We start from the raw sequence: 24,271 nt of genomic DNA on the forward strand, positions 1-24,271 counted from the left end.
CGACCGTGGGCCGGGGCGCATGCACTGCGGCACCCGGTGGGCGTTTTTTGCCTGATTCAGCGGGCCGAACTAGTCATGGTCACCGATAGGCACCTCGGTGGTGTATTTCATGTTATCGAGCAGCAGGTAGCTTTCCGCCGAGGCGACGTTATCCATGCTCAGTATTTTCTCGCTGAGAAAGTCGGAATAGCTCTCCAGGCTGGGGGCCACGATTTTCAGGATCACGTCCTTGTCGCCGGCGATGGCCCAGCATTCGGTCACCAGGCGGTAGTGCCGAATCTGCTCCCTGAACGCTGCTTTCGATTCCCGGCTGACATCCCGCACCTTGATGATCACCACGGCGTGCACGGTCAGCCCGAGCTTGCGGTGATCCAGCAGGGCGACGTAGTGATGAATATAGCCCTCCTGCTCCAGCCGCTTTACCCGGCGGTGGCATTGGGAAGGAGACAGGTTGACCCGCTCCGAGAGCTGGGCGTTGGAGAAGGTGGCGTCCTGTTGCAGCAGTCGCAGAATTGTCAGATCAAATTTGTCGAGAGCATTCATCGGGCCCATATCCTTAACAGTATGCTACGCCCCGAACGGCGCTGCCCGCGCAGTGTATCTCACGGGTACCGGCCCGTCAGCGCCGGCACCCTGAAAATGCGAGCTCAGAAGGTGCGAGACCAGGTCAGGTACAACCGGTTCACGTCCTTGCGTTCCAGCATGGCCGGTCCTACCGGGTTGGCCGTGCGGCTCATGTTATCCAGTTCGCCCCGGGAGCGGTGAATGCTGTTGAGCCAGCTCAGGCTCAACCCCTGCAGCGGGCCGGAAAAACGATAGCTGAGCATATTGGTCAGCTCAACGCGTCGAAAACCGATGTAGCCACGGGCATGGTCGGAGTACCAGACACCGCCATTCCAGCTCAGCCCGGGCAGGCCCAGGTTGCCAAAGTCGGCGTTGCCGAGCAGGCTGACCGCGTCTTCGTCCTCCAGGCCGTACCAGATCCAGGCGTACTGGCTGCTGGTATCCCACAACCGAAACTCGTTGGCCACCAGGTTATGGTTCCAGTCGTCACCCCTAACGCTGGAATAGTTCAGGGTCAGGCCGTAATCGGCCCAGCGGTAGCCGGCGCTGAGCTCGTAGTAGCGGGCATCCAGCGGGCCGGCTTCCGCCAGGGCGTAGTCGTGACCGCCGATATTGCCAAGGGGCACGCCGCCGTCTTCATAGAGGCTGCCGCTGTCTTTCATGGTGCCGTAGGTGGCCCGGCCTGGTGACCTTGCAGCGAATGCCGGTAGCCGATCCTGGCCTTGCGCTCGCGAATGTAGTCTTCGGCCTCGGCCAGCTCCAGCTTGAGGCCATTGCCCACCTCATAGCTGCCGCCGTAGTAGCGCAGTGCATCTACCTTGTCGCCACTGTAGGTGCGCAGGTCGTCGCCCCAGTTGTCGGCATCGCGCTGGCTCATCTTGTACAGCTCGGTGTAATACAGCCGGAGTGCGCCGATGTCGGCGTTCAGATCAAAACCAACCGAGGTGGCAGGCTGAATACGGCTCAGGCTGTCCTGATAGATGGCGTACTGGCGCGCCTTCTTGCCGCCGCCGGCGTGCAGGCGAAAGCCGTCGCCCTGGTAGCGGGTACCGATATAGGCGGTCTGGGTACCGAACAGGGTATCGGGCTTGAAGCCGTTGGCGGCGGTGGCGCCCGGCAGGTTGGTGACATTGTCGGCCCGGGAGCCGATATAAATGTCTTCTACCCCGGCCAGGCCATATTCGAACTGAATCCAGTCACCGAGGTAACCGCTTTTGTAGTCCGCGAACAGGCCATGTACCCACTCATCGCGCTCGGCCCCCCAGATGCGCGTATCGATGGCATCGGCAGACTCGTTGAAATAGACGTTCTTGTAGGTCAGGGTCAGCTCATCGCCTTCGGTGAAAAGGGTGGCCCGGGACTGACCGGATATCAGCAGGGCGAGCAGGGTGGCGGACAGGGCCGTGCGTTGTGCGGCTTGCGATTTGAGTGTGACGATCATGGTAAATTCCTTTGTTACCAGAAGGTGTTTTCGTGGTGAAAGGACGAGCAAGCCCTCGCCAGCCTGGGGAGACTGGGCGGCGTTGCCTTCATCCTTGAAGTGACGCTTTTTAAAGGTTCGAGTCGTTCGGGCCCGGTGGCTCCGCTGATTGAGAAGGCGAAGCCATGAACCCCATGGCTTCGCTGGTGGTTACCGGTGCTGGCTGGTGTAATCCAGTACCAGGGCGGTCATGGCGCTGACGCCGATGGGCAATACCCCTTCATCCGGATTGAATTTCGGTGAATGGTTGGGGTAGGCCAGGGGTTGCCCCTCGGGGCGGGTGCCCAGGAAGATATACATGCTGGGGACTTCGCCGGCGAAAAAGGCAAAGTCCTCCGACGCCATGCTGCGTCTGGCTTCGCGAAAGTTGTCGCCGGCCAGCCGCTGCAGCGTGGGCGTCATGGCTCTGGTCAGCTCGGTGTCGTTGATGGTGGCCGGGTAGCCTTCGGTGATGGTCACCTCGGCGGTGGCCCCCGCGCTTTCGGCAATGTTCACCGCGGTGCGTTCCATGCGTTCATGGATCTCCTGGCGGGTGGCATTGTCAAAGGTGCGAATGGTGCCTTCCATGACGACCTGATCGGGCACGATGTTACCGCGCACGCCCCCCTTGATGACGCCTACGGAGATCACCGAGGGCGTCTGGGTGGCGTCCAGCTGCCGGGCCGGTATGGCCTGCAGCCCCATCACCACCTGACTCGCGGTCACGATGGGATCGATACCGTTCCAGGGCATGCCCCCATGGGTCTGCTTGCCCTTGATGGTGATGTTGAACTGATCGGAAGACGCCAGCTGTCCCTGGGTACGTACCGAGATCTCGCCCAGGGGCGAGGTCATGACGTGCAGACCAAACATGGCGTCCGGCTTGATATCGGCGAAGAGCCCTTCCTTCAGCATCAGTGCGGCGCCACCTTCCTCGCCGGCGGGCGCGCCTTCCTCGGCGGGCTGGAACACGAAGATCACGGTGCCGGCCAGCTCCTTCTGCATTTCCGCCAGCACCTGGGCGGCGCCCATCAGTATGGCCACGTGCATGTCATGGCCACAGGCATGGGCCACCCCCACCTCTTCACCGTTGAACTGGGTGCGCACCGTGGAGGCATAGGACAGCCCGGTGTCTTCGGTCACCGGCAGGGCGTCCATGTCGGCGCGCAGCGCCACCACGGGGCCCGGCTTGGCTCCCTTGAGCACGCCCACCACACCGGTATGGGCGATGTCGGTGCGCACCTCCATGCCGAGGGCCTTGAGGTGGTCCGCCACCAGGCCGGCGGTGCGGAATTCCCGATTGCCGAGCTCAGGATGCTGGTGAATATCCCGCCGCCAGGACACCACCTGAGGCGTGAGCTGCTCTATGCGTTGCTGAACGCCCTCGGGCAGGGCATGGTGGTCGTTTGCCATGCCCGGCAGGGGCAGGGCGAGCACACCGCTCAGGGCCAGTGCCAGGGTGGCGCGTTTGAAGGACGGGATTACTTTCATCATGAACTCCTTGAATGACGGTCGGGATCAGGCCGCCTTGCGCAGACGGACGCGTTGCTTGCCGCCCCGGGTCAGGGTGAACAGGTCACGCGGGTCGTCCAGATCAGGCACCAGCTCGATGAAACTGCCGATGCCGTCCGCTTCTGCCAGATCGAACAGCAGGCGCAGGGCGGAATAATCTTCCAGGGCGAAGCCGACCGAGTCAAAAATTGTGATCTCTTCTGCACTGGTGCGCCCGGAGCGGTTGTCGGCGATCAGCCGCCACATTTCGGTTACCGGGTGATCCGCGGCCAGCTGCTGAATGTCGCCTTCTATACGGGTTTGCGGCTCGAATTCCACAAAGATGCTGCCCTGGCGCAGAATGTCGGCGTGGATTTCGGTTTTGCCGGGGCAGTCGCCGCCCACCGCGTTGATGTGCATGCCCGGGCTCACCATGTCCGGGGTAAGGATGGTGGCCAGTCGCTTGTCGGCGGTGACGGTGGTGACGATATCGGCGTCATCGCAGGCCTCCTTGGCGGAGCGGCAGTGCACCAGGCGCAGGCCTTCAACCCCGGACAGGTTCTCGATGAACTTGGCGGTGGCGGTGGGATCCACGTCATAGCAGCGGACTTCCTCGATGCCCAGCACCTTGTGGAAGGCCAGGGCCTGGAATTCGCTCTGGGAGCCGTTGCCGATCAGCGCCATCACCCTGGCGTCGGGGCGGGCCATGTACCTGGCGGCCATGACCGAGGTGGCGGCGGTGCGAATGGCGGTGGTTAGGGTCAGCTCGGAGAGCAGCACCGGGTAGCCGGTGGCCACGTCGGCCAGCACACCAAAGGCCATCACGGTGGGCAGGTTGTAGTCGAGGTTGTCCGGGTGGCCGTTGACGTATTTGAAGGCGTACTGGTGCTGGTCGGACACCGGCATCAGTTCGATCACACCGATGTCGCTGTGGCTGGCCAGGCGGGCGGATTTTTCAAAGTCGTTCCAGCGGCGGTAGTCCTGCTCCAGGTAGGCCACCATTTTTTCTATCAGGGTTTCCACCCCGGCCTGGCTGATATAGTCACTCAGGCTGCCAACATCGATAAAGCGAGTCATGATTTTTTCCTATCTATAAACAAGTGTAACAAGGACATGTGTGTTTAACGGGCAATAACGCCCTGTTGCCAGAGTGCCTGGCTCAGGGTGCCGCAGTGGTCTTCAATGGCCTGCGCTCCCTGCAGGCAAAGCGCGTCATCTAGGGGCGCACCCACCAGCTGAACGCCCATCGGCACTCCCTGGTGTAAACCGGTAGGCACGGCGGCGGCAGGCAGCCCCAGGGCGTTGATCATCAGCAAAAAGCGCTGGGCGCGTAGCATGCGGGGGATCTGATTCGGCTCGCGCATATCCAGATCATTGGCAAAAGCGGGCTCGGCCGAGACCGGCATCAGTACCAGATCGTACTGCTCCAGCAGCTGGCTCCAGGCCCGGCGAATGCGGTTACGCTCCATCAGGGCCTGCATGGTGCCGGTCAGTGTCGGCGTGCCGAAAAATGCCCGATAGGCATCGACCACCTGCACCACCTCGGCGGAGCCATGGCGTTCCAGCTCGTCACGCTGCAGGGCATCCACCTCCGCCAGGGTGATGCAGCCCCAGATATTTGACGCTTGCCGGGCATCGGGCAGGGTGACGGCTTCGACCCGGTGACCGGCGGACTGCAGCGCCGCTTTGGCCTGCTCCATGGCGGCGAGCACGGGGGCGGACACCCCTTCGCCGAAAGGATCGGCCTGGTAGGCGATACGCAGCACGCCACCCTTGCCTCGGCCGCTGTCCCGGGCAGGAGACCAGTCGGCGTCAAAGGCGCTGTAGCGCGCCATGGAGGCCAGCCCCAGGCGCACGTCTGCCACCGAACGGGCGATAGGGCCCTGCACCGACAACAGCTGGGACATGGGCGGCCGGCCCCCGGTGGCGCTGGGATTGCCGTTGGCAATGCGGCCAAATGAAGGACGGATGGTGCTGACGCCACAGCAGTAGGCCGGATGACGCAGGGAGCCGCCCATGTCGTTGCCGTGGGCGATGCAGCCGATGCCTGCCGCCACCGCCGCGCCGGAGGAGCCACCGGGGGTAACATCCGGGTTCCAGGGGTTAAGCGACACGCCGTGCAGCGGGTTGGAGGTAAACCAGCGAATGCTGAACTCCGGAGTGTTGGTCAGGCCAATCACGATGGCGCCGTCCTGGCGAAGGTTGGCAATGACGGGGGCATCGTCGGTGGCCATGTTGTTCCGGTAGGCCGGCACGCCGTCGGAGTTGGCCTGGCCCGCCAGATCCATGTTGATCTTGGTGGTCACCGGTACCCCGAACAGCGGCGGCAGTGCATCCCCGGGCCGGCGTTGACGATCCAGCCGGCGGGCCTCGGCCAGGCTTTGTTCGTGCAGGGGCACCACCACGGCATTGAGCCGCGGGTTGACCTCGTCCAGTCGTGTCAGGTGGCTCTGCACCACCTGTTCGCAGCTGATGTCGCCGTCCTTGATCCGCCGGGCGGTTTCGACGGCACTCCATTTCCAGATAGTCATAGTCGGGTTCCTTTCTTCAAGATGGCGAATGAGGGGGAAATGCCTCTGAGCGGGTTATTTCCGAAGGGGGCTGAGCCTGGAGGCCGTGTGCCCGGACCCGGGTTCGTGGTTCCTGCTGGCCACATGCTCCAGAAAGCGGCGGCGTTCGTCGCGGATCACGGACGACAGCATGATCAGGCCGATGATGTTGGGAATGCAGATCAGCACCACCAGGGTGTCCATCAGGTTGACGATAAGATCCAGCTTGAGCAGGGCGCCGGCCACGGTCAGGATCAGGAAGATAGCCAGATACAGGCCGCGCACCAGGCGGTGGTTGCCGAACAGCATGCTGCTGGCCTTGAGGCCGTAATAGCAGGCCACCAGTATGGTGGAAAAGCCGAACAGCAGCAGGCACACCGCCAGCACCACCGGAACCAGGGCAGCACGGTCTCATAGGCCGCCGAGGTCAGCGCCACACCGCTGAGCCCTTCCTGGGTGTAGGTGCCGGTGACAATAATGACCAGGGCGGTCATGGTGCAGATGATCACGGTGTCGATAAAGGGCTCCAGCAGCGCCACATAACCTTCCGCCGCCGGGTAACGGGTCTTGGCGGTGGCGTGGGCGATGGCGGCGGTGCCCATGCCGGCTTCGCTGGAGATCATGGCGCGAATAAAGCCCTGGGTCATGGCCCCCCAGATGCCGCCGGAAACGCTGTCGAGGCTGAAGGCAGAGTCGACGATGATGCCAAAGGCGGCGGGAATGCGGTCGTAGTTGACGAACAGCACCATCAATGAGGCCGAGACATAGATAATGCCCATCAGCGGCACCAGCTTTTCGGTGGTACGGCCAATACTTTGCATGCCCCCGGAGACGATAATGCCCACCATGAGTGCAATCAGGCCGCCGAACAACCAGCCGTTGCGGCCGAGAAAGGCCTGTTCACCCCCGGTCACGCTGACTACCTGAGCATAAATCTGGTTGACCTGGTACATGTTGGTGGAGACGAAGGTGGCGAGCGTGATCGCTAGGGCGATAAAGCCGGCCAGAAACAGGCCCAACCTGGGCAGCCCCTTGTCGGCAAAACCACGGCGAATGTAATGCATGGGGCCACCGGAGACGGTGCCATCGGCATGGACGGTGCGATATTTCACTCCCAGGGTGCATTCGGCAAACTTGGTGGCCATGCCGAGGCAGCCGGCCACTATCATCCAGAACACGGCACCGGGGCCGCCAATGGCGATGGCGATGGCCACGCCGGAGATATTGCCCAGCCCCACGGTGACCGACAGCGCCGAGGTCAGCGCCTGAAAATGGGTGACTTCTCCGGGGGCCCGGGGATCGTTGAAATCCCCGCGCACCAGGCGCCAGGCCAGCCCCAGGGAGCCGAACTGCAAAAAACCGAAACGAATGGTACAGAACAGGGCCCCGCCGATCAGCCACAGTACGATAACGGGAATGGATGAGGCGCCGAGGGGAATGCTGTAAAACACCACGCTCATCAACTGGTCAATGAGGCCGCTCAGACTGACGCCCGGCTCGTCGGTGGCGGCTTGTGCCAGGGTTGGCAGCAGCAAGGCGGCCCAGATGACAGTTTTCATCGTTCTCTCCCTATTATTCCTTTCGATGCCGTTCCCTCCTGCAAGGGACGGGGTCCATGGTCGCATCAGCACAATGTGACGCTTCGATGAAAAAATAATAACAAAGCCGTCATGTCGAAATTTCGCGTAAAGAGGACTCAGGCGGGCTGCTTTTGACAAACCGTTTCATTCTTGGCGGTGAAGGTAAAATATTTGTGCATGAAAGGCGGGGCCGGTAACAAAGTGGCCCTTGTACAAGCCCGGGGCAGGCCATGAAAAAAGGGACGAACCGTGAGGGGGCAGAAACGACGAAGGCGCCGTGAGGCGCCTTCGAAGGGGGTTGCGGTGAGCCCGAAGCGATCAGTCGCGGCTCATGCCCAGCAGTTGCAGCAGGCTCAGGAAGATGTTGAAGATGGACACATACAGGGTCACGGTGGCGGAGATGTAGTTCTGCTCGCCGCCGTGAATGATGGCGCTGGTCTGCATCAGAATGGCGCCGGAAGAAAACAGAATAAACAGGGCGCTCAGGGCCAGGCTCAGGGCCGGCAGGGCCAGGAAGATATTGGCCACAAAGCCCACCAGGATCACCACAAAGCCGGCCATCATCATGCCGCCGAGAAAGGACATGTCCTTCTTGGTGGTCAGCACATAGGCGGACAGCGCCAGGAAGGTGAGGGCGGTACCGCCCAGGGCCAGCATCACGGTTTCGGTGCCGGAGCTGGTGCTCAGGTAGTAGTTGAGAATGGGGCCAATGGTGTAGCCGGTAAAGGCGGTAAAGGCAAAGATAAACAGCAGGCCCAGGCCGCTGTTGCGGTTGCGCTCGGTGAGGAACATCAGGCCGTAAAAGCCCACCAGGGTAATAATCAGGCCCGGATGGGGCAGGTTCATCATGGCGCTGACGCCGGCGGACAGGGCGGCGACCACCAGGGTCATGCCCAGCAGCATATAGGTATTGCGCAGTACCTTGTTGGTTTCCAGCGCACCACCATGGGTACGTGAAAGGGTGTTGTTGTAACGCATGATCCAGACTCCTTGGCTATCTGACTCAAAATGACGTGAATGAAGTTGTATCTATTCTGGACATGATATGACCCGGTTGTCGAGTCTTCCGTTTCGCCCCTGTGAAGCCCATTGGCGGATTCTTGCCCATTTGAACCGCAAATGGCATTTATCGGTTTACAAGGTGCGGCGGCCTCAGTAGTATTGGCGCCCGTCAGGAGGGGTGGCAGAGTGGTTGAATGCACCGGTCTTGAAAACCGGCGTGGGTTTATAGCCCACCGTGGGTTCAAATCCCACCTCCTCCGCCAGACACCGAAAAGCCCGCTGCATTAGCAGCGGGCTTTTTGCATTCTATTCATTGCGCTAGGCCGCCGGAGTTTGCCATGGAGATATTGCTCGACCATGCCGAGTTTTGCGTGATCAACAAGCCCGCCGGTATCGGCATGCACCAGGAAGGCGATGAGCCCGGCCTGGTGCGCCTGCTCGGTGAACAACTGCAGCAATCGTTTTATCCGGTGCACCGGCTCGACAAGATGACCACGGGCGCGCTGCTGCTGGCGCGCACCGCCGAGGCCAACCGTGTGCTCAGCGCCCAATTTGCCGCACGCACCACCACCAAGCGCTATCTGGCGTTGTCCGATCGCAAACCCGTCAAAAAGCAGGGCTGGGTGAAAGGGGGCATGGAGAAGACCCGCAATGGCAGCTGGAAACTGACCCGGGGCGAGACCAACCCGGCGGTTACCCACTTCTACAGCACCTCGCTGGCGCCGGGGCTGAGGGGCTTTATGCTGCAGCCCCACACCGGTCGTACTCATCAGTTGCGGGTGGCGCTGAAAAGCCTGGGCTGTCCCATACTGGGGGACGATCGCTACGGTGGCAGCCCCGCCGACCGGGGCTATCTGCACGCCTGGCGGCTGGCCTTTGACTGGCAGGGCGAGCGCATTGAGGTCACGGCCCCCGCCACCGAGGGGGAGTTGTTTGCGCACTGGTACACGGCTCTTGCCCAGTGGGCAGACAAGCTTTAAGCCTGTCTCTTGGGCAAAAATCGCTGAGAACCAATCGCCATGCGAAGCAGCAGTGCGGTTGCGCTCCGCCGACACGCTTCAAGCACCTCCCCGTGTCGCTCGGCACATGCCATCCATTGCATGTGACGGTCGGCTTCGGCAATCCCCACCGCTGCTTCGGGCAACTTCGGAGCTGCCTGGAAGCGGTCAGTCAGCACCGAGTGCGCCAGGGATGGCGCAGGGGAGCCTACAGGGAAGTATTCACGGCGTGCCGGAGAAGCAGTGCGCTTTGTTCGACGAAAACGCACGGTACCGCAAGCGACGAAAACTTGTGACCAAGAGACAGGCGATTAGCCATCAGCTGCTCGATATGGTTTGCAGGCACGACACCGTATCAGCACTTCACGTTTCCCGCTTTCCGCTGTTCTTCCTGCAACCAAAGCATCCTTGATGCGGTCTCAATGGCGACTGCCATCAACAGGAGAGTCGTTATGCGCTACTGGATCATGGGGGGCGGCGGCATTGGCCGGGCGCTGGCGGCGGCCTGCCTTGAGCGGGGCGACGAGGTCATGCTGTTCAGCCGTACCAACCCGGGCATTGACGGGGTTGGATGGCATGCCCTCGACAACACCGATGAAGACGCCATGGGAGCGCTGTGCGCCGGGCTGACCTTGCCGAATAGGGTGATCAACACCGTGGGCATGTTGCACAGCGATTGCTGGCAGCCGGAAAAGCGCATCGAGCAACTGACCGAACATGCCCTGCTGGATCACCTGCGGATCAATACCTGGCCCACCCTGGCGCTGGCGCGATTGCTGTCGGCACGCATGGAACGGCGACAGCCCCTGCTGCTGGCGGCCCTGTCGGCCAGGGTGGGCAGCATCAGCGACAACCGCGGCGGCGGCTGGTACAGCTACCGTATCAGCAAGGCGGCGCTCAACATGGCCATCAAAAACCTTGGGGTGGAGTGGGCCAGGCGTTTTCCCCTGGCCTGCGTGGTGGGGCTGCACCCGGGCACGGTGGCCACCAACCTCTCCGCGCCCTTTCGCGCCGGCCTGCCCGAGGGGCAGTTGCAGACCCCGACACAGGCGGCCGAGCACCTGCTGGCGGTGCTCGACGGCATCACGCCAGCGCAGTCGGGCCGGTTGTTCGCCTGGGACGGCCGGGAAATTCAACCCTGAGGCATCAGCGCGGCCGGTAACGCTGGCGCAGCAGGCGCGGCACCGCGTAATGCCCGCTGCGATAATGACCGCGCACCGCGTCCAGGGTCAGGGACATTACCTTTTCCGCCACCAGGTGGTGATCCTGGGCCATGGTATTCACCGGCGTGGCAAGAAAGTCCAGCAGCCGGTGATCACCAAAGGTGGCCAGCCGCAGCGACGCAGGCAGGGCACCCAGATGCTGGTGAAGGAAGTCCATCACCCCTTCCAGCAGTACAAAGGCGGTGGTGACGATGGCCAGGGGCGACTGCCAGTCGGTGTCGACCTGTTGCTCCAGCAGGGCGCGGGCGCAGTGGCGGTCAAACTGTTCGACATGACTAATCTCAAATGACGCCCCCAGCTCGGTGGCGGCATCGCGAAAGCCGCGCTCCCGTTCCTGGCTGATGCTGAGCCCGGGAGCGGCACCGATCAGCCAGGCCCGCTCCGGCGAAGGGCCCACCAGGGTGCGGGTCAGGCGGGCGCAGGCTTCGGCGTTTTCACTGCTGACCGAGGCCAGGCTGTGAGGCAGGGGCCGATCCAGGCCCACCACCGGCAACTCCCGGTTCAGCCGGCAATAGAAGTCATCGCTCACCGCCAGGCAGCTCGCCACCATGAGCGCGTCCACCCGCCTGGCCTTCAACATCAGGGCCAGCTCCCGCTCGGTCTGAGGGTCATCATCGGAGCAGGTGATCAGCAGCTGAAAGCCATGGTGCCGGGCCTGGCGCTCCAGCAACCGGGCCAGGGTGGCGTAACTGGGGTTGGCCAGATCCGGCACCACCAGCCCCAGGGTACGGGACAGGCCGCCGCGCAGGGCCGCGGCCTGACGATCGGGCTCGAAATTGTGGGCCCGTACCACCGCCATCACCTTGTCCTGGGTGCGCTGGCTGATGCGATACTGCTCGGCCTTGCCATTGATCACGCAGCTGGCGGTGGTGCGGGACACCCCGGCCAGGCGCGCAATTTCGTCCAGTTTCATTTCTCGCCTCATCGCTGAAAGTGTGCACCGGATCATATCATTGCACAGTGCCGGTGCAGGAAGCTTGCTCGACATGCTAAAACGATTCAGCATTATTTTAACAGTTTCGGCTCGTGGTTTTAACCAACGTAATCTAGGGTGTTTGTATCCCGAATTATCAGCAGGTGATGTCATGCTCTCTCTGACCACACAGGACGTAAAAATGGGCCAGACCCTGGCCGACAAGCAGGCAGTCATTTCGGCACTGGCCGAGTGGCTGGAGCAGGATGGCAACGTGGCCGCCGGTTATGCCGATGGCATGCTGGCGCGGGAAGCCCAGACCGCCACCTACCTGGGACAGGGCATTGCCATTCCCCACGGCACCCAGGAGTGCCGGCACTTGGTAAAGCAAACCGGTATCAAGGCGTTGCACTTGCCCGACGGGGTGGACTGGGGCGACGGTGAAAAGGCCTATCTGGTGCTGGGCATCGCCGCCGGATCCGACGAACATTTGGAGCTGCTGCGCCGCCTTGCCCGTGCCCTGTCCCGGGATGATTTGGCGGAGCAGGTACGCCGGGCTGAAAGCCGTCAGGACATACTGCGGCTGCTGCAGGGCGAGGAGGAATCGTCGCAGGCGCCGGTGCTGGGCTGGCGTCGGGAGTGGATGCGCACCGGCGTCGAGGCCACCTCTCTTGCAGCGCTGCAACGGGCGGCCTGCGAGCTGCTGAATGCCGACGACACAGAACGTCAGGCATTGCAGGCCAGCAGCCTGCACCTGGGTCAGGGCTGGTGGCTGAGCCAGGCCCCGGCCAGCGGCGAGCCCAGGGCCGCGCTGGTGACCACCACCGGTTTTGAGCATTCGGGCCAGCCGGTGCGGGCGCTGCTGGCACTGGCGGTCAACGGCAACGGTCACCGGCCCTTGCTGGCCCAGCTGGCCGACTGGCTGCTGGCCGACAAGGGACAAGCGCTGGCGGCCATGGCCGATAGCACCGCCCTGCACACCGCCCTGGCCCGGGGTCCCCATGCCCCCGGCGAAGATGGCCTGGCCGACAATCAGCGCCTGGTGGTGGTGCGCAATCATCAGGGGTTGCATGCCCGCCCGGGTGCCATGATGGTGCAGATTGCCAAGCAGTTCGAGGCCGACATTCGAGTGCGCAACCTGGATGGTGACGGCCATGACGTCAACGGCAAAAGCCTGATGAAGCTCATCGGCCTGGGCGTGCGCCCCGGCCATCAGCTGTTGCTTACTGCAGAAGGGCCCGACGCCGCCGCGGCGCTGGAGCAACTGGTGACCGCCATTAATGAAGGACTGGGCGAAGACGTGATGCCGGTTGCCGCCGGCCCGACCCTGGTGCATCAGGTACAGGACATAGCCCCCGATACCGAAATGCGTGGCGTGGGGGCCTCGCCGGGCACCGCCATCGGCCCGTTGTTCGTCGAGGTGCCGGTGCACTTTGACTACCCCGATACCGCCTGCGATGCCGACGCCGAGCAACGGCGGCTGAAGGCCGCCCTGGCACAGGCCGATACAGATCTAGCGGCCGCCGCCGAGGCCACTCACGAGCCTCAGGCGCGGGATATTCTCTCCATGCACCGGGAATTGCTGGGCGATCCGGCGCTGGCCGAAGGCGCCCAGGCCCGGCTGCAGCGAGGCGCCTCGGCCCCCGCCGCCTGGTGGTCGGAAATCGACTCCGCCGCCACGCGGCAGGCGGCCAGCCCCAATGCCATGCTGGCGGAGCGGGCCGCCGACATTCGCGATATCGGCCGCCGGGTCATGGCCATTCTGTGCGACACACCGCTGCCGCAAACCCCGAACGCCCCCTATATCTGGGTAGCGGAAGACATAGGCCCGTCGGATGTGGTGAACATGAACGCCGAGTTGGTACTGGGGCTGGTGACCGCCGGAGGGGGCCCTTCTTCTCACAGTGCCATACTGGCCCGATCACTGGGCATTCCCGCGTTGGTGGCCATGGGCGGCGCCGTCATGGGCCTGAAGTCCGGTACGCAAGCCATTCTTAACGGCGACGCCGGCACCCTGCATGTGGCCCCGGCCGACCGAGTGCTGGAGCAGGCCAAAGCCCGCCAGGCGCAGGAGCGGCAACTGGCCGAGCAGGCCTGGGAACACCGTGACCAGGCCGCCGTTACCACCGACGGCCATCGCCTGGAGGTAGGCGCCAACCTGGGGGATACCGCCAAAACCGCCGCCGCCGTAGAAGGCGGGGCGGAAGGGGTGGGCCTGCTGCGCACCGAGTTTGTGTTTATGGGCCGAAGCCAGGCGCCGGATCTGGCGCAGCAGCAGGCCGAATACGACAAGGCATTTACCGCCCTTAATGGCCGGCCGCTGGTGGCCCGCACCCTGGACGTGGGCGGCGACAAGCCGTTGCCCTACTGGCCGGTGCCCAAAGAGGACAATCCCTTTCTCGGCGTGCGCGGCATTCGCCTGTGCATGCAGCAGCCCGAGCTGCTGGAAACCCAGCTGCGCGCCCTGCTGACCGCCGCCGGCGATCGGCCGCTACGCATCATGTTTCCCATGGTGGCCGACTGGGCCGAGTGGCGCTTTGCCAAAGAGATGTTTGAGCGGGTGCAGGCCGAGGTACAGGCCGCCGACGTGCAGCTGGGCATCATGGTGGAAGTACCGTCCGCCGCCCTCAATGCCCAATTGTTTGCGCAAGACGCCGACTTTTTCAGCATTGGCACCAATGATCTGACCCAATACACCCTGGCCGCGGATCGGGGTAACGGCGAGCTGGCGGCGTTGTCCGACGGCCTGCATCCGGCGGTGCTGCGGCTGATCGCCATGACGGTAGAAGCCGCCCATGCCCATGGCAAATGGGTGGGCGTATGCGGCGAGTTGGGGGCGGATCCCCAGGCGCTGCCGCTGCTGCTGGGGCTGGGAGTGGATGAGGTCTCGGTCAGCCCGGGCCGGGTACCCCTGGTCAAAGCCCGGGTGCGCGAGTGCAGCCTGGCCCGTTGCAAGGATTTGGCCGCGAAGGCCCTTCGTGCCCGGGACGCCCAGACCGTCCGGGCCCTGACAGGAGAAATTCAATGAGCATGCTAACCCTGACCCTGAACCCGGCGCTGGATCTCACCGTGTCGCTGGAGCAACTCAAGGCCGGTCACGTCAATATCGCCAAATCCGGGCATCTGGGGGCGGCGGGCAAGGGCATCAATGTGGCCCGGGCGCTGGCGGATCTGGGGCACAAGCCCCGGGCCAGCGGCTTTCTCGGGCTGAATAACGATGCTTCCTTTCGTGCCCTGTTTGGCCGGCACGGCATTGGCGACGATTTCGTCCGCCTGCCCGGTGATACTAGGGTCAATGTGAAAATCAGCGAGGCGGAAGGCCGGGTAACCGACATCAACCTGCCCGGACTCAGGGTCGGGGAGGGCGACTGGACCCGGCTGCTGGCCCGACTCGAGTCGCTGGCAGACGATTTTGAGTACCTGGTAGTGGCGGGCAGCCTGCCACCCGGGGTCAGCCCGGCGCAGCTGGAAGGCATGATTGAAATGTGGCGTGAGCGGGGCAAAACGGTCTGGCTGGACGCCAGCGGCGAGGCACTGCGGGCCGGCATTCGCGGCCGGCCCGCCCTGATCAAGCCCAATCTGGAAGAGCTGGAAGGCCTGGTGGGCCAGCCGGTCGACAGCGATGAGGCCCTGATCGGCTGTGCGCTTACCCTGCGGCAGCGGGGCATCGAACAGGTGGTGGTGTCGGCTGGTGCCGACGGCGTCTGCTGGTTTGGCCCCAATGGCGCCTGGCGCGCACGGGTGCCCAGGGTCAAGGTGGTGAGCACGGTGGGCGCCGGCGACTCCCTGGTGGCGGGACTTTGTGCCGGCATGGTGGAAGGCCTGAACGAACCCGACAACCTGCGCCGCGCCGTGGCCCTGTCATTGATGGCGGTCACCCAGATAGGCGTGGGTATCTACGATCAGAAGGCCTTTGCCGCCTTTCAGCGGAACATTGAGATTGAACCCATTGCTCGTCAGGGAGCGGACACATGAAAGCGCTGATCCTTACCGCCTGTCCCAGCGGCATGGCAAGCAGTTACATGGCGGCCCGCGTGCTGGCGCACGCCGCCGAGCAGCAAGGCTGGCAGGTGGCCGTGGAATGCCACAGTCAGCTTGAGCCGGTAACGCCCTTTACCCCGGCACAGATCGCCGAGGCCGAGCTGGTGCTGGTGGCCGCCGCCGGGCCGGCCCCGAACCTGTCCCGCTTTGCCGGCAAGCCCGGCTTTGTGGGAGAGATTCAGCCGGCGCTGAACGATCCCAAGGCCTGGTTGCAACGGGCGGCGCAGCAGGCGGCGCCGCTGCCTGTAGAGGCACCCTTCGAGGCGCACAGCGAAAATCGGATCCGGCTGGTGGCGATCACCGCCTGTCCTACCGGGGTGGCGCACACCTTCATGTCGGCCGAGGCGCTGACCGAAACCGCCCAGGGACTGGGTCATCATATCAAGGTGGAAACGCAAGGCTCGGTGGGGGCCCAGAATGCCCTGACCGCCGACGACATTGCCGCCGCCGACTGCGTGATTGTGGCCGCCGATATCGAGGTCAACCTGGCCCGTTTCAACGGCAAGCGGCTGTATCGTACCAGTACCGGGCAGGCGTTAAAAAAGCCACAGCACACCATTGAAACCGCCCTGCGCGAGGCAAAGACCTGGCAGCAGCAAAGCGGCGGTGCGGCTTTGAGCACCGAGGCCGACAAAAAGGAGCCGGGTCCTTACCAGCACCTGCTCACCGGGGTGTCCTTTATGCTGCCCATGGTGGTGGCCGGGGGCCTTATCATTGCACTGTCGTTTATTTTCGGCATCGAGGCGTTCAAGGAAGAGGGCACGCTGGCGGCGGCGCTGATGCAGATAGGTGGCGGCTCGGCCTTTGCCCTGATGATTCCGGTGCTGTCGGGCTACATTGCCTATTCCATTGCCGACCGGCCGGGCATTGCCCCGGGCATGATCGGTGGCATGCTGGCCAGCAGCCTGGGGGCCGGTTTTATCGGCGGCATCATCTCCGGCTTTCTCGCCGGTTACAGCGCCCGCCTGCTGGCCCGGCGAGTTCCCATGCCCAAAAGCCTGGAGTCGCTCAAGCCGATATTGATTATTCCGCTGTTCGCCAGCCTGTTTACCGGCCTGGTGATGATCTATGTGGTGGGCGGTCCGGTGGCCACCATCATGGCGGTGATGACCGACTTTCTCAATAACATGGGCTCGGCCAACGCCGTGCTGTTGGGCATCATTATTGGTGCCATGATGTGCTTTGACATGGGCGGCCCGGTCAACAAGGCGGCCTATGCCTTTTCCGTGGGGCTGCTGGCTTCGCAAACCTATGGCCCCATGGCGGCGGCCATGGCGGCGGGCATGGTGCCGGCCATTGGCATGGGCATTGCCACCTTTCTGGCCCGGCGCAAGTTCAACCCCAATGAGCAGGAGGCGGGCAAGGCATCCTTTGTGCTGGGATTGTGTTTTATTTCCGAAGGAGCCATTCCCTTTGCGGCGCGGGATCCGCTTCGCGTGATCCCCAGCTGCATGGCCGGCGGCGCCCTGACCGGTGCCCTGTCGATGCTGTTCGGGGCCAAACTGCTGGCACCCCATGGCGGCGTGTTCGTGTTGTTTATTCCCAATGCTATTGAGCAACTGGGCTGGTATGTGCTGGCCATTTCCGCGGGCTCGGTGCTGACCGGCGTGGTGTATTCGGTTCTCAAGCGCAGTGATGCCCAGATGCTGATGGCCGGCGGTCAGGCGGGGCCGGCAGCCGTAGGTACCGGTCGCTGACCTTTCCAGAGCAGATCGCGTTAAATACAGGACTAAACCCACTTTTGTGGGTTTAATTTTTGCTTTTTTTATTTTTTATGGTTTTTTATTCCGCCATTTGTGGGTTTTTGAAGATTTTTACGTTATTAGCTGCTACCCTTGCGCACCTCGATTGCGACCCCGCCCGTTTGGGACTTTGAATAAGGAGTATTCATTCATGAATGCGAGTGAAAAAAAGCTGTCGCTCACCACCCGTGTGCTGGTGGGCATGGCCCTGGGGATGCTGGCCGGCTTTGTTATCCGCACCCTGTTTGCCGACGCCGCCCTGGTTCAGGAATATCTGGTCAACGGCCTGTTCATGGTCGGCGGCAAAATTTTTATTGCCAGCCTCAACATGCTGGTAGTACCGCTGATCTTTGTCTCCCTGGTATGCGGCACCAGCTCCCTGAAAGACATCTCCACCCTGGGGCGGCTGGGGGGCAAGACCCTGGCGTTCTACCTGTTCACCACCGCCGTGGCCATTTCCCTGGCTCTGCTGATGGGGGAGCTGTTCAAGCCCGGTGAAGGGGCGGATCTGGCGACCTCTAGCACCTTTGCCGCCCGCGAGGCGCCGTCGTTGGCCGAGGTGATCATTAATATGTTCCCCACCAACCCCATCAACGCCATGGCCCAGGGCAATACCCTGCAGATCATCGTGTTTGCCGTGCTGTTTGGCATTGCCATCAGCCTGGCGGGCAAGTCCGGGGAACGGGTAGCGGCGCTGTTTGTGGATCTGAACGAAGTGATCATGAAGCTGGTGGCGCTGCTGATGAACCTGGCCCCCTACGGCGTGTTCTGCCTGATGGCCCAGCTGTTCACCAGCCTGGGGCTGGATGCCATTCTTAATCTGATTGAGTATTTCCTGGTGCTGGCGGGCACCCTGCTGCTGCATGCCCTGGTGACCTACTCCACCCTGTTCCGGGTGTTCACCGGCCTGAGCCCGATCACCTTTCTCAAAAAGATGGAAGACGCAGTCATGTTTGCCTTTTCCACCGCGTCATCCAACGCCACCATACCGGTGACCCTGGAAACCACCACTCGGCGCATGGGTGTGGAAAATCGGGTAGCCTCCTTTACCGTGCCCCTGGGTGCCACCATCAACATGGACGGCACCGCCATCATGCAAGGGGTGGCCACCGCCTTTATCGCCCAGGCGTTCAACATTGATCTGACCTTTGGCGATTACCTGATGGTGATCATGACCGCTACACTGGCCTCCATTGGTACCGCTGGTGTGCCCGGGGTGGGCATGGTGATGCTGGCCATGGTGCTGAACCAGGTGGGGCTGCCGGTGGAAGGCATTGCACTGATCATCGGTGTGGATCGTCTGCTCGACATGATACGTACCGCCGTCAACATTACCGGCGACGCCGTGGTCACCTGCATCGTGGGCAAGAGCGAAGGCGCCATGAACGTGAGCCGCTTTCACGATCCCCATGCCGGTGAAAAGGAAGAAGACGTCCATTTCACCAAGGAATAAGGCTCGAACACGGATAAAAAAATACCGGCCAAGGGCCGGTATTTTTTATTGGGGCGGGCGGTCAGTCCTTGTCTTTCAGCATATGACCCAGCTTGCCGGCCTTGGTATTGAGGTAATGCTCGTTGAACGGGTTGCGGCCTTCCTGCAGCGGCAGGCGCTCGGCTACCTTGATGCCGAAGTTTTCCATCGCCTTGACCTTGCGCGGGTTGTTGGTCATCAGGTGAAGCTCGCCCACACCCAGGCTGTGCAGCATGTCGGCACAGATGGTGTAGTCGCGCATGTCGGCGGCAAAGCCCAGCTCGACATTGGCTTCCACTGTATCCTTGCCCTGATCCTGCAGGTGATAGGCGTGAATTTTGTTCAGCAGGCCAATCCCCCGGCCTTCCTGGCGCACATACAACAGTACGCCGCGACCTTCCTTGGCAATGCGCTCCAGCGCCGCCTGCAGTTGAAAGCCGCAGTCACAGCGCAGACTGAACAGGGCATCGCCGGTCAGGCATTCGGAATGAATGCGGGCCAGCACAGGTTCGCCGTTGTCGACATCCCCCATTACCAGGGCGGCATGATCCTTGCCTGTTCCCTTTTCTTCAAAACCGACCAGGGTAAAGGTGCCCCAGGGAGTGGGCAACTTGGAGTTTGCCATTCGGGTAACACTGCTCATGGCCTTCCTCTTAAAACAGCACATCAATAAAAAATGCCGGCTATTGTAAAGCGGATGGAGCGACAGGTATAGGTTCAATCGTATTGGCGGCTTTGTTAATTGTTTGTAATGCCTGTCTTTGTGGTGTGAGTCGGTTATAATGCCGCCCGCGCGATGCCTGCCTCAAAGGCAGTGTATCCGAACTCATGTTTCACTGGAGGATGTATGTCTGAACAAGCTCCCGTCATCACCGTGGATGGCCCGGGCGGTGCCGGCAAGGGAACCCTTTGCCAGCTGCTGGCGGAACAACTGGAATGGCACCTGCTCGACTCCGGTGCCATTTACCGGGTGTTGGCACTGGCAGCCCTGCACCACAACGTGGCTCTGGATGACGAAGCGGGGCTGATGCCCCTGGCAGCGCACCTGGACGTGCAGTTTCCGACAACGGGCGGCGACATTCGTGTGATCCTGGAAGGGGAAGATGTGTCCCGCGATATTCGTACTCAGCAAGTGGCCGACGCGGCCAGCAAGGTCGCGGCGTTTCCCCGTGTGCGCGAGGCGCTGCTGCGCCGTCAGCGCGCCTTTCGCGCCAGGCCCGGGCTGATTGCCGACGGTCGCGACATGGGCACCGTGGTGTTTCCGGATGCCGAGGTCAAGATTTTCCTCGACGCCAGTGCCGAAGAGCGTGCCAGTCGACGCCTCAAGCAGTTGCAAGAAAAGGGGTTTGATGTTAGTTTTGACCGCCTTTTAAGCGAAATTCGAGAGCGCGACGACCGGGATCGTAACCGGGCCGTGGCGCCGCTCAAGGCGGCCGATGACGCCCTGGTGATTGACTCCACCGAACTGACCATCACCCAGGTGCTGGACAGGGTACTGAGTCATACTAAGGTTAAACTTGGTCGTTAAGCCATTTGGCAATGCCGCCCTCAGGGAAGCCGGGCGGAATGTGTTAGTCACCCCACGAGCGCCGGATTGCCCCGTGGATGTTCAACTTAACAGTGTATTCATTAAACATGACTGAATCTTTTGCTCAACTCTTTGAAGAGTCTCTGAAAGAACTCGAAACCCGTCCGGGCTCCATCGTCAAGGGCACCGTTGTTGCCATTGAAAACGGCATCGTGCTGGTTGACGCCGGTCTGAAGTCCGAGTCTGCCATTCCCGCCGAGCAGTTCAAGAACGCCCAGGGCGAGCTGGAAATCAGCGTTGGCGACGAAGTAGACGTAGCGCTGGACGCCGTGGAAGACGGCTTCGGCGAGACTCAGCTGTCCCGTGAAAAAGCCAAGCGCCACGAAGCCTGGCTGCAGCTGGAAAAGGCCTACGAAGACGAAGAAACCGTGACCGGCGTGATCAACGGCAAGGTCAAGGGTGGTTTCACCGTAGAAGTGAACAGCATCCGCGCCTTCCTGCCCGGTTCCCTGGTAGACGTGCGTCCGGTTCGCGACACCACTCACCTGGAAGGCAAAGAGCTTGAGTTCAAGGTCATCAAGCTGGACCAGAAGCGCAACAACGTTGTGGTTTCCCGTCGTGCCGTGATCGAAACCGAAAACAGCGCCGAGCGCGAGCAGCTGCTGGAAAACCTGCAGGAAGGCCAGGAAGTCAAGGGTATCGTCAAGAACCTGACCGACTACGGTGCCTTCGTAGATCTGGGTGGCGTAGACGGCCTGCTGCACATCACCGACATGGCCTGGAAGCGCGTTAAGCATCCTTCCGAGATCGTGAACGTGGGCGACGAGATCAACGTTAAAGTCCTGAAGTTCGACCGCGAGCGCACCCGTGTGTCTCTGGGCCTGAAGCAGCTGGGCGAAGATCCGTGGGTAGATATTGCCAACCGTTACCCGGAAGGCACCCGTTTGGCCGGCCGCGTAACCAACCTGACCGACTACGGCTGCTTCGTTGAAATCGAAGAAGGCGTTGAAGGCCTGGTGCACGTGTCCGAAATGGACTGGACCAACAAGAACATTCACCCGTCCAAGGTTGTTTCCGTTGGTGACAACGTGGAAGTGATGGTTCTGGATATCGACGAAGAGCGTCGTCGTATCTCCCTGGGTCTGAAGCAGTGCAAATCCAACCCTTGGCAGCAGTTCGCCGAAACCCACAACAAGGGTGACCGCGTATCTGGCAAGATCAAGTCCATCACCGACTTCGGTATCTTCATTGGTCTGGAAGGCGGCATCGACGGTCTGGTTCACCTGTCCGACATCTCCTGGAACGCCAACGGTGACGAAGCTGTTCGTGAATTCAAGAAGGGCGACGAGATCGAAGCCGTTGTTCTGCAGGTCGATCCGGAGCGTGAGCGCATCAGCCTGGGCGTGAAGCAAATCGACGAAGATCCCTTCAATAAGTACCTGTCTGACAACAAGAAAGGTGCTATCGTTAAGGGTACCATCACCGCCGTTGACGCCAAGGGTGCCGTGGTTGAGCTGGAAGAAGGCGTGGAAGGTTACATCCGCGTTGCCGACATCTCCCGCGACCGCATCGAAGACGCCTCCACCGTGCTGAACGCCGGTGAAGAAATTGAAGCTCGCTTCATGGGCATCGATCGCAAGAACCGCACCGTCAGCCTGTCCATCCGCGCGAAGGACGAAGCTGAAGAGAAGGCTGCCATCGACACCCTGAACCAGCAGCAAGAAGAAGTTGGTCTGAGTGCCATGGCCGAAGCATTCAAGGCGGCGAAAGGCGAATAAGCCTGTCCGAATTGAAACAAGGGGGCCTTCGCGGCCCCTTTTTATTTGGTGTTCCGGAGACAGTAGCATGACAAAATCCGACCTGATTGAACGTATGGCGGAACAATACGCGCACCTTTCCGCCAAGGAAGTGGAAAACGCCATCAAGGAAATTCTGGAGCAAATGGCGTCGACCCTGCAATCGGGTGATCGCATTGAAATTCGCGGTTTCGGCAGTTTTTCCCTGCATTACCGTGCCCCCCGCCTGGGACGGAATCCCAAGACCGGAGAAAAGGTGGAGCTTAACGGTAAATACGTGCCCCATTTCAAGCCAGGCAAGGAGCTGCGGGAACGGGTAAACCCGGCGTAGCTTCACTTTTCCGCCGGCCGCGGTGGCGTCCCCCCGGCTTTTTCGGGATAATGCCGTTTACTCAAAATCAGGATGTTGAGAGGGTAAGGTGAAAATAATTTTTGGCCTGATAATTCTGGCTGTCCTTTTTGCGGTAGGGCTGACTTTGGGCTCCCAGAATGACCAGCTGGTGCATGTCAATTATTTGCTGGCCCAGGGAGACTACCGACTGTCTTCTTTGCTGGCGATTATTTTTGTAGCCGGATTTGCCTTGGGTTGGCTTGTTTTTGGCCTGGTTATGCTGCGTCTTAAAATGACCAACAAGGGGCTGCACAAAAAGGTTGAGCGTCAGCAACGGGAACTGGAAGAGCTCAGGGCGCTGCCGGTTAAGGACTGACGAACTTCATGCTGGAATTGCTGTTTCTGCTGCTTCCGGTGGCAGCAGCCTATGGCTGGTATATGGGACGCCGAGGCGTTCGCCAGGATGCACAGAAACAATCCAGCCAATTCTCCCGGCACTATGTTGCCGGGTTGAATTTTCTGCTTTCCGACGAGCCCGACAAGGCCGTCGATCTCTTTATTCAGTTGCTGCAGGTTGACAGCGAAACCATTGAAACCCACCTGGCGCTGGGAAACCTGTTCCGTACCCGTGGCGAAGTAGACCGAGCCATTCGTATTCATCAAAATTTGATCGCCCGTACCAACCTGTCTCTCGAGCAACGCCATTTAGCCATGCTGGAGCTGGCCCGAGATTTCTTTGCCGCTGGTCTGCTGGATCGCGCCGAGCAAATCCTGACTGAACTCAAAGACGACCCCGATTACGAGCAGGAAGCCCTTGAGCTGCTGATGACCCTCTATCAGCAGCTGCGTGACTGGGAACAGGCCATTGCCGTGGCTGCCCGTCTGAAAAAGCGCCAGGGCAGCAAGGTGTTGGTGCCCATGGGGCATTTTTATTGCGAACTGGCGGAGCAGAAGTGGCGCCGGCAGGATGAAAAGGGCGCGGCGACCGATTTCAGAAAGGCGCTGAAGGCCGATGCCGGCTGTGTGCGTGCCAATATCAGGCTGGCGGCGCTGCTGATGGGGCAGGCCCAGTGGGCCCAGGCCGCCGCCTGCCTGGAGCAGGTGGTGGCGCAGGATGCGGACTTTATCAGTGAGGTGCTGCCCGATTTGCAGCGTTGTCATCGGCAGCTGGATCAGGATGACGCCTTTACCGCCCTGCTGGAGCAATGGGTTGCGTCCGGCACTGGGGCCAGCGCCGTGCTGATGCTGGCAGACCGCGTGGCCGAGCGGGAAAGTCAGGTCAATGCCGAACAGCTGGTGTTGTCTCACCTGCAGCGTCACCCCACCATGAAAGGGTTCTACCGGCTGATGTCCTACCATGCCGCCAATGCCGAACAGGGCAGGGCGCGGGCCAGCCTGGAAATGCTCAGGGCACTGGTGGCCGAGCAGATCAAGGCCAAGCCCAGCCACCGTTGCGGCCAGTGTGGTTTTTCGGCTCACAGCCTGTTTTGGCAATGTCCGTCCTGCCGGCAGTGGGGCACCATCAAGCCGGTGCGCGGCCTCGACGGCGAGTAAATTACGACAGGGGTTATGACTCCTCACCC

Annotated in this window: 20 protein-coding genes, 1 tRNA gene and 1 pseudogene; 12 read left to right on the forward strand and 10 right to left on the reverse strand. The window is 61.7% G+C overall.

From position 1 onward, the window contains the following. Positions 1–69: 69 nt before the first annotated feature. The 8 genes and pseudogenes from OJHNALOF_RS13215 to OJHNALOF_RS13250 form a co-directional block, all read right to left on the reverse strand. Complete coding sequence (locus tag OJHNALOF_RS13215; protein WP_165662294.1) at positions 70–543, reverse strand: Lrp/AsnC family transcriptional regulator; 474 nt, start codon at positions 541–543, stop codon at positions 70–72. 104 nt (positions 544–647) lie between these two features. Then, positions 648–1,226: an OprD family outer membrane porin gene (locus OJHNALOF_RS17085; RefSeq protein ID WP_165662295.1), complete on the reverse strand. Its 579-nt coding sequence runs from the start codon at positions 1,224–1,226 to the stop codon at positions 648–650. Next, on the reverse strand, positions 1,223–2,005 hold the full coding sequence (locus tag OJHNALOF_RS17090) for an OprD family outer membrane porin (RefSeq protein ID WP_165662296.1): 783 nt from the start codon (positions 2,003–2,005) through the stop codon (positions 1,223–1,225). Before OJHNALOF_RS17090 ends, OJHNALOF_RS17085 begins: the two co-directional genes overlap by 4 nt. Before the next feature lie 189 nt (positions 2,006–2,194). Further along, positions 2,195–3,517 (reverse strand): amidohydrolase, encoded by a 1,323-nt coding sequence (locus OJHNALOF_RS13230; RefSeq protein WP_206063706.1) that lies wholly within the window; start codon positions 3,515–3,517, stop codon positions 2,195–2,197. A gap of 24 nt (positions 3,518–3,541) precedes the next feature. Next, on the reverse strand, positions 3,542–4,591 hold the full coding sequence (locus OJHNALOF_RS13235) for an ornithine cyclodeaminase (RefSeq protein ID WP_165662297.1): 1,050 nt from the start codon (positions 4,589–4,591) through the stop codon (positions 3,542–3,544). 44 nt (positions 4,592–4,635) lie between these two features. Then, on the reverse strand, positions 4,636–6,045 hold the full coding sequence (locus OJHNALOF_RS13240) for an amidase (RefSeq protein WP_165662298.1): 1,410 nt from the start codon (positions 6,043–6,045) through the stop codon (positions 4,636–4,638). Between the two features lie 54 nt (positions 6,046–6,099). After that, positions 6,100–7,688, reverse strand: a pseudogene (locus OJHNALOF_RS13245) (alanine/glycine:cation symporter family protein). Positions 7,689–7,961: 273 nt separating this feature from the next. Next, positions 7,962–8,621 carry a Bax inhibitor-1/YccA family protein gene (locus OJHNALOF_RS13250; protein WP_165662299.1) on the reverse strand — a complete coding sequence of 220 codons (660 nt, stop codon included), beginning with the start codon at positions 8,619–8,621 and terminating at the stop codon, positions 7,962–7,964. Positions 8,622–8,817: 196 nt separating this feature from the next. On the opposite strand from OJHNALOF_RS13250, the gene OJHNALOF_RS13255 reads away from it, so the two are divergent. The 3 genes from OJHNALOF_RS13255 to OJHNALOF_RS13265 all read left to right on the forward strand — a co-directional run bounded on the left by OJHNALOF_RS13255 (position 8,818) and on the right by OJHNALOF_RS13265 (position 10,785). Then, a tRNA-Ser gene (locus OJHNALOF_RS13255) sits at positions 8,818–8,908 on the forward strand. 75 nt (positions 8,909–8,983) lie between these two features. Further along, on the forward strand, positions 8,984–9,625 hold the full coding sequence (locus tag OJHNALOF_RS13260) for a TIGR01621 family pseudouridine synthase (RefSeq protein ID WP_094198854.1): 642 nt from the start codon (positions 8,984–8,986) through the stop codon (positions 9,623–9,625). A gap of 470 nt (positions 9,626–10,095) precedes the next feature. Further along, positions 10,096–10,785, forward strand: a complete 690-nt coding sequence (locus OJHNALOF_RS13265; RefSeq protein ID WP_165662300.1) for an SDR family NAD(P)-dependent oxidoreductase — start codon at positions 10,096–10,098, stop codon at positions 10,783–10,785. A gap of 4 nt (positions 10,786–10,789) precedes the next feature. Here OJHNALOF_RS13265 and cra read toward each other — a convergent pair whose 3' ends face one another. Continuing rightward, positions 10,790–11,779 carry a catabolite repressor/activator gene (gene cra, locus OJHNALOF_RS13270; protein ID WP_165662301.1) on the reverse strand — a complete coding sequence of 330 codons (990 nt, stop codon included), beginning with the start codon at positions 11,777–11,779 and terminating at the stop codon, positions 10,790–10,792. A gap of 172 nt (positions 11,780–11,951) precedes the next feature. Here cra and ptsP point away from each other — a divergent pair, with 172 nt between their 5' ends. The 4 genes from ptsP (at position 11,952) to OJHNALOF_RS13290 (ending at position 19,015) form a co-directional block, all read left to right on the forward strand. After that, a complete protein-coding gene (gene ptsP / locus OJHNALOF_RS13275; protein WP_165662302.1) occupies positions 11,952–14,807 on the forward strand; it encodes a phosphoenolpyruvate--protein phosphotransferase in 2,856 nt (951 codons plus the stop codon). Beyond that, positions 14,804–15,754 carry a 1-phosphofructokinase gene (gene pfkB / locus OJHNALOF_RS13280; protein WP_094198859.1) on the forward strand — a complete coding sequence of 317 codons (951 nt, stop codon included), beginning with the start codon at positions 14,804–14,806 and terminating at the stop codon, positions 15,752–15,754. Before ptsP ends, pfkB begins: the two co-directional genes overlap by 4 nt. Continuing rightward, on the forward strand, positions 15,751–17,517 hold the full coding sequence (locus tag OJHNALOF_RS13285; protein WP_165662303.1) for a PTS fructose-like transporter subunit IIB: 1,767 nt from the start codon (positions 15,751–15,753) through the stop codon (positions 17,515–17,517). Before pfkB ends, OJHNALOF_RS13285 begins: the two co-directional genes overlap by 4 nt. 196 nt (positions 17,518–17,713) lie before the next feature. After that, positions 17,714–19,015 (forward strand): dicarboxylate/amino acid:cation symporter, encoded by a 1,302-nt coding sequence (locus OJHNALOF_RS13290; protein ID WP_165662304.1) that lies wholly within the window; start codon positions 17,714–17,716, stop codon positions 19,013–19,015. A 61-nt stretch (positions 19,016–19,076) separates the two neighbouring features. On the opposite strand, the gene ribA is transcribed toward OJHNALOF_RS13290, so the two are convergent. Then, the gene (ribA, locus tag OJHNALOF_RS13295; protein ID WP_094198862.1) at positions 19,077–19,676 is read right to left on the reverse strand and encodes a GTP cyclohydrolase II; all 600 of its coding nucleotides are present in this window, start codon (positions 19,674–19,676) and stop codon (positions 19,077–19,079) included. A 204-nt stretch (positions 19,677–19,880) separates the two neighbouring features. On the opposite strand from ribA, the gene cmk reads away from it, so the two are divergent. The 5 genes from cmk (at position 19,881) to lapB (ending at position 24,242) form a co-directional block, all read left to right on the forward strand. After that, on the forward strand, positions 19,881–20,561 hold the full coding sequence (gene cmk, locus OJHNALOF_RS13300) for a (d)CMP kinase (RefSeq protein WP_094198863.1): 681 nt from the start codon (positions 19,881–19,883) through the stop codon (positions 20,559–20,561). A gap of 107 nt (positions 20,562–20,668) precedes the next feature. Then, the gene (rpsA, locus tag OJHNALOF_RS13305) at positions 20,669–22,339 is read left to right on the forward strand and encodes a 30S ribosomal protein S1 (protein WP_094198864.1); all 1,671 of its coding nucleotides are present in this window, start codon (positions 20,669–20,671) and stop codon (positions 22,337–22,339) included. A 67-nt stretch (positions 22,340–22,406) separates the two neighbouring features. After that, the gene (gene ihfB, locus OJHNALOF_RS13310; protein ID WP_094198865.1) at positions 22,407–22,688 is read left to right on the forward strand and encodes an integration host factor subunit beta; all 282 of its coding nucleotides are present in this window, start codon (positions 22,407–22,409) and stop codon (positions 22,686–22,688) included. 88 nt (positions 22,689–22,776) lie between these two features. Then, entirely contained in the window at positions 22,777–23,064 is a 288-nt protein-coding gene (locus OJHNALOF_RS13315; protein ID WP_094198866.1) for a LapA family protein, read from the forward strand. Positions 23,065–23,072: 8 nt separating this feature from the next. Beyond that, a complete protein-coding gene (lapB, locus tag OJHNALOF_RS13320; RefSeq protein WP_094198867.1) occupies positions 23,073–24,242 on the forward strand; it encodes a lipopolysaccharide assembly protein LapB in 1,170 nt (389 codons plus the stop codon). Positions 24,243–24,271: the final 29 nt, after the last annotated feature.

The organism is Oceanimonas sp. MB9, from assembly GCF_011319775.1.
In the GTDB taxonomy this organism is placed as follows: domain Bacteria; phylum Pseudomonadota; class Gammaproteobacteria; order Enterobacterales; family Aeromonadaceae; genus Oceanimonas; species Oceanimonas doudoroffii.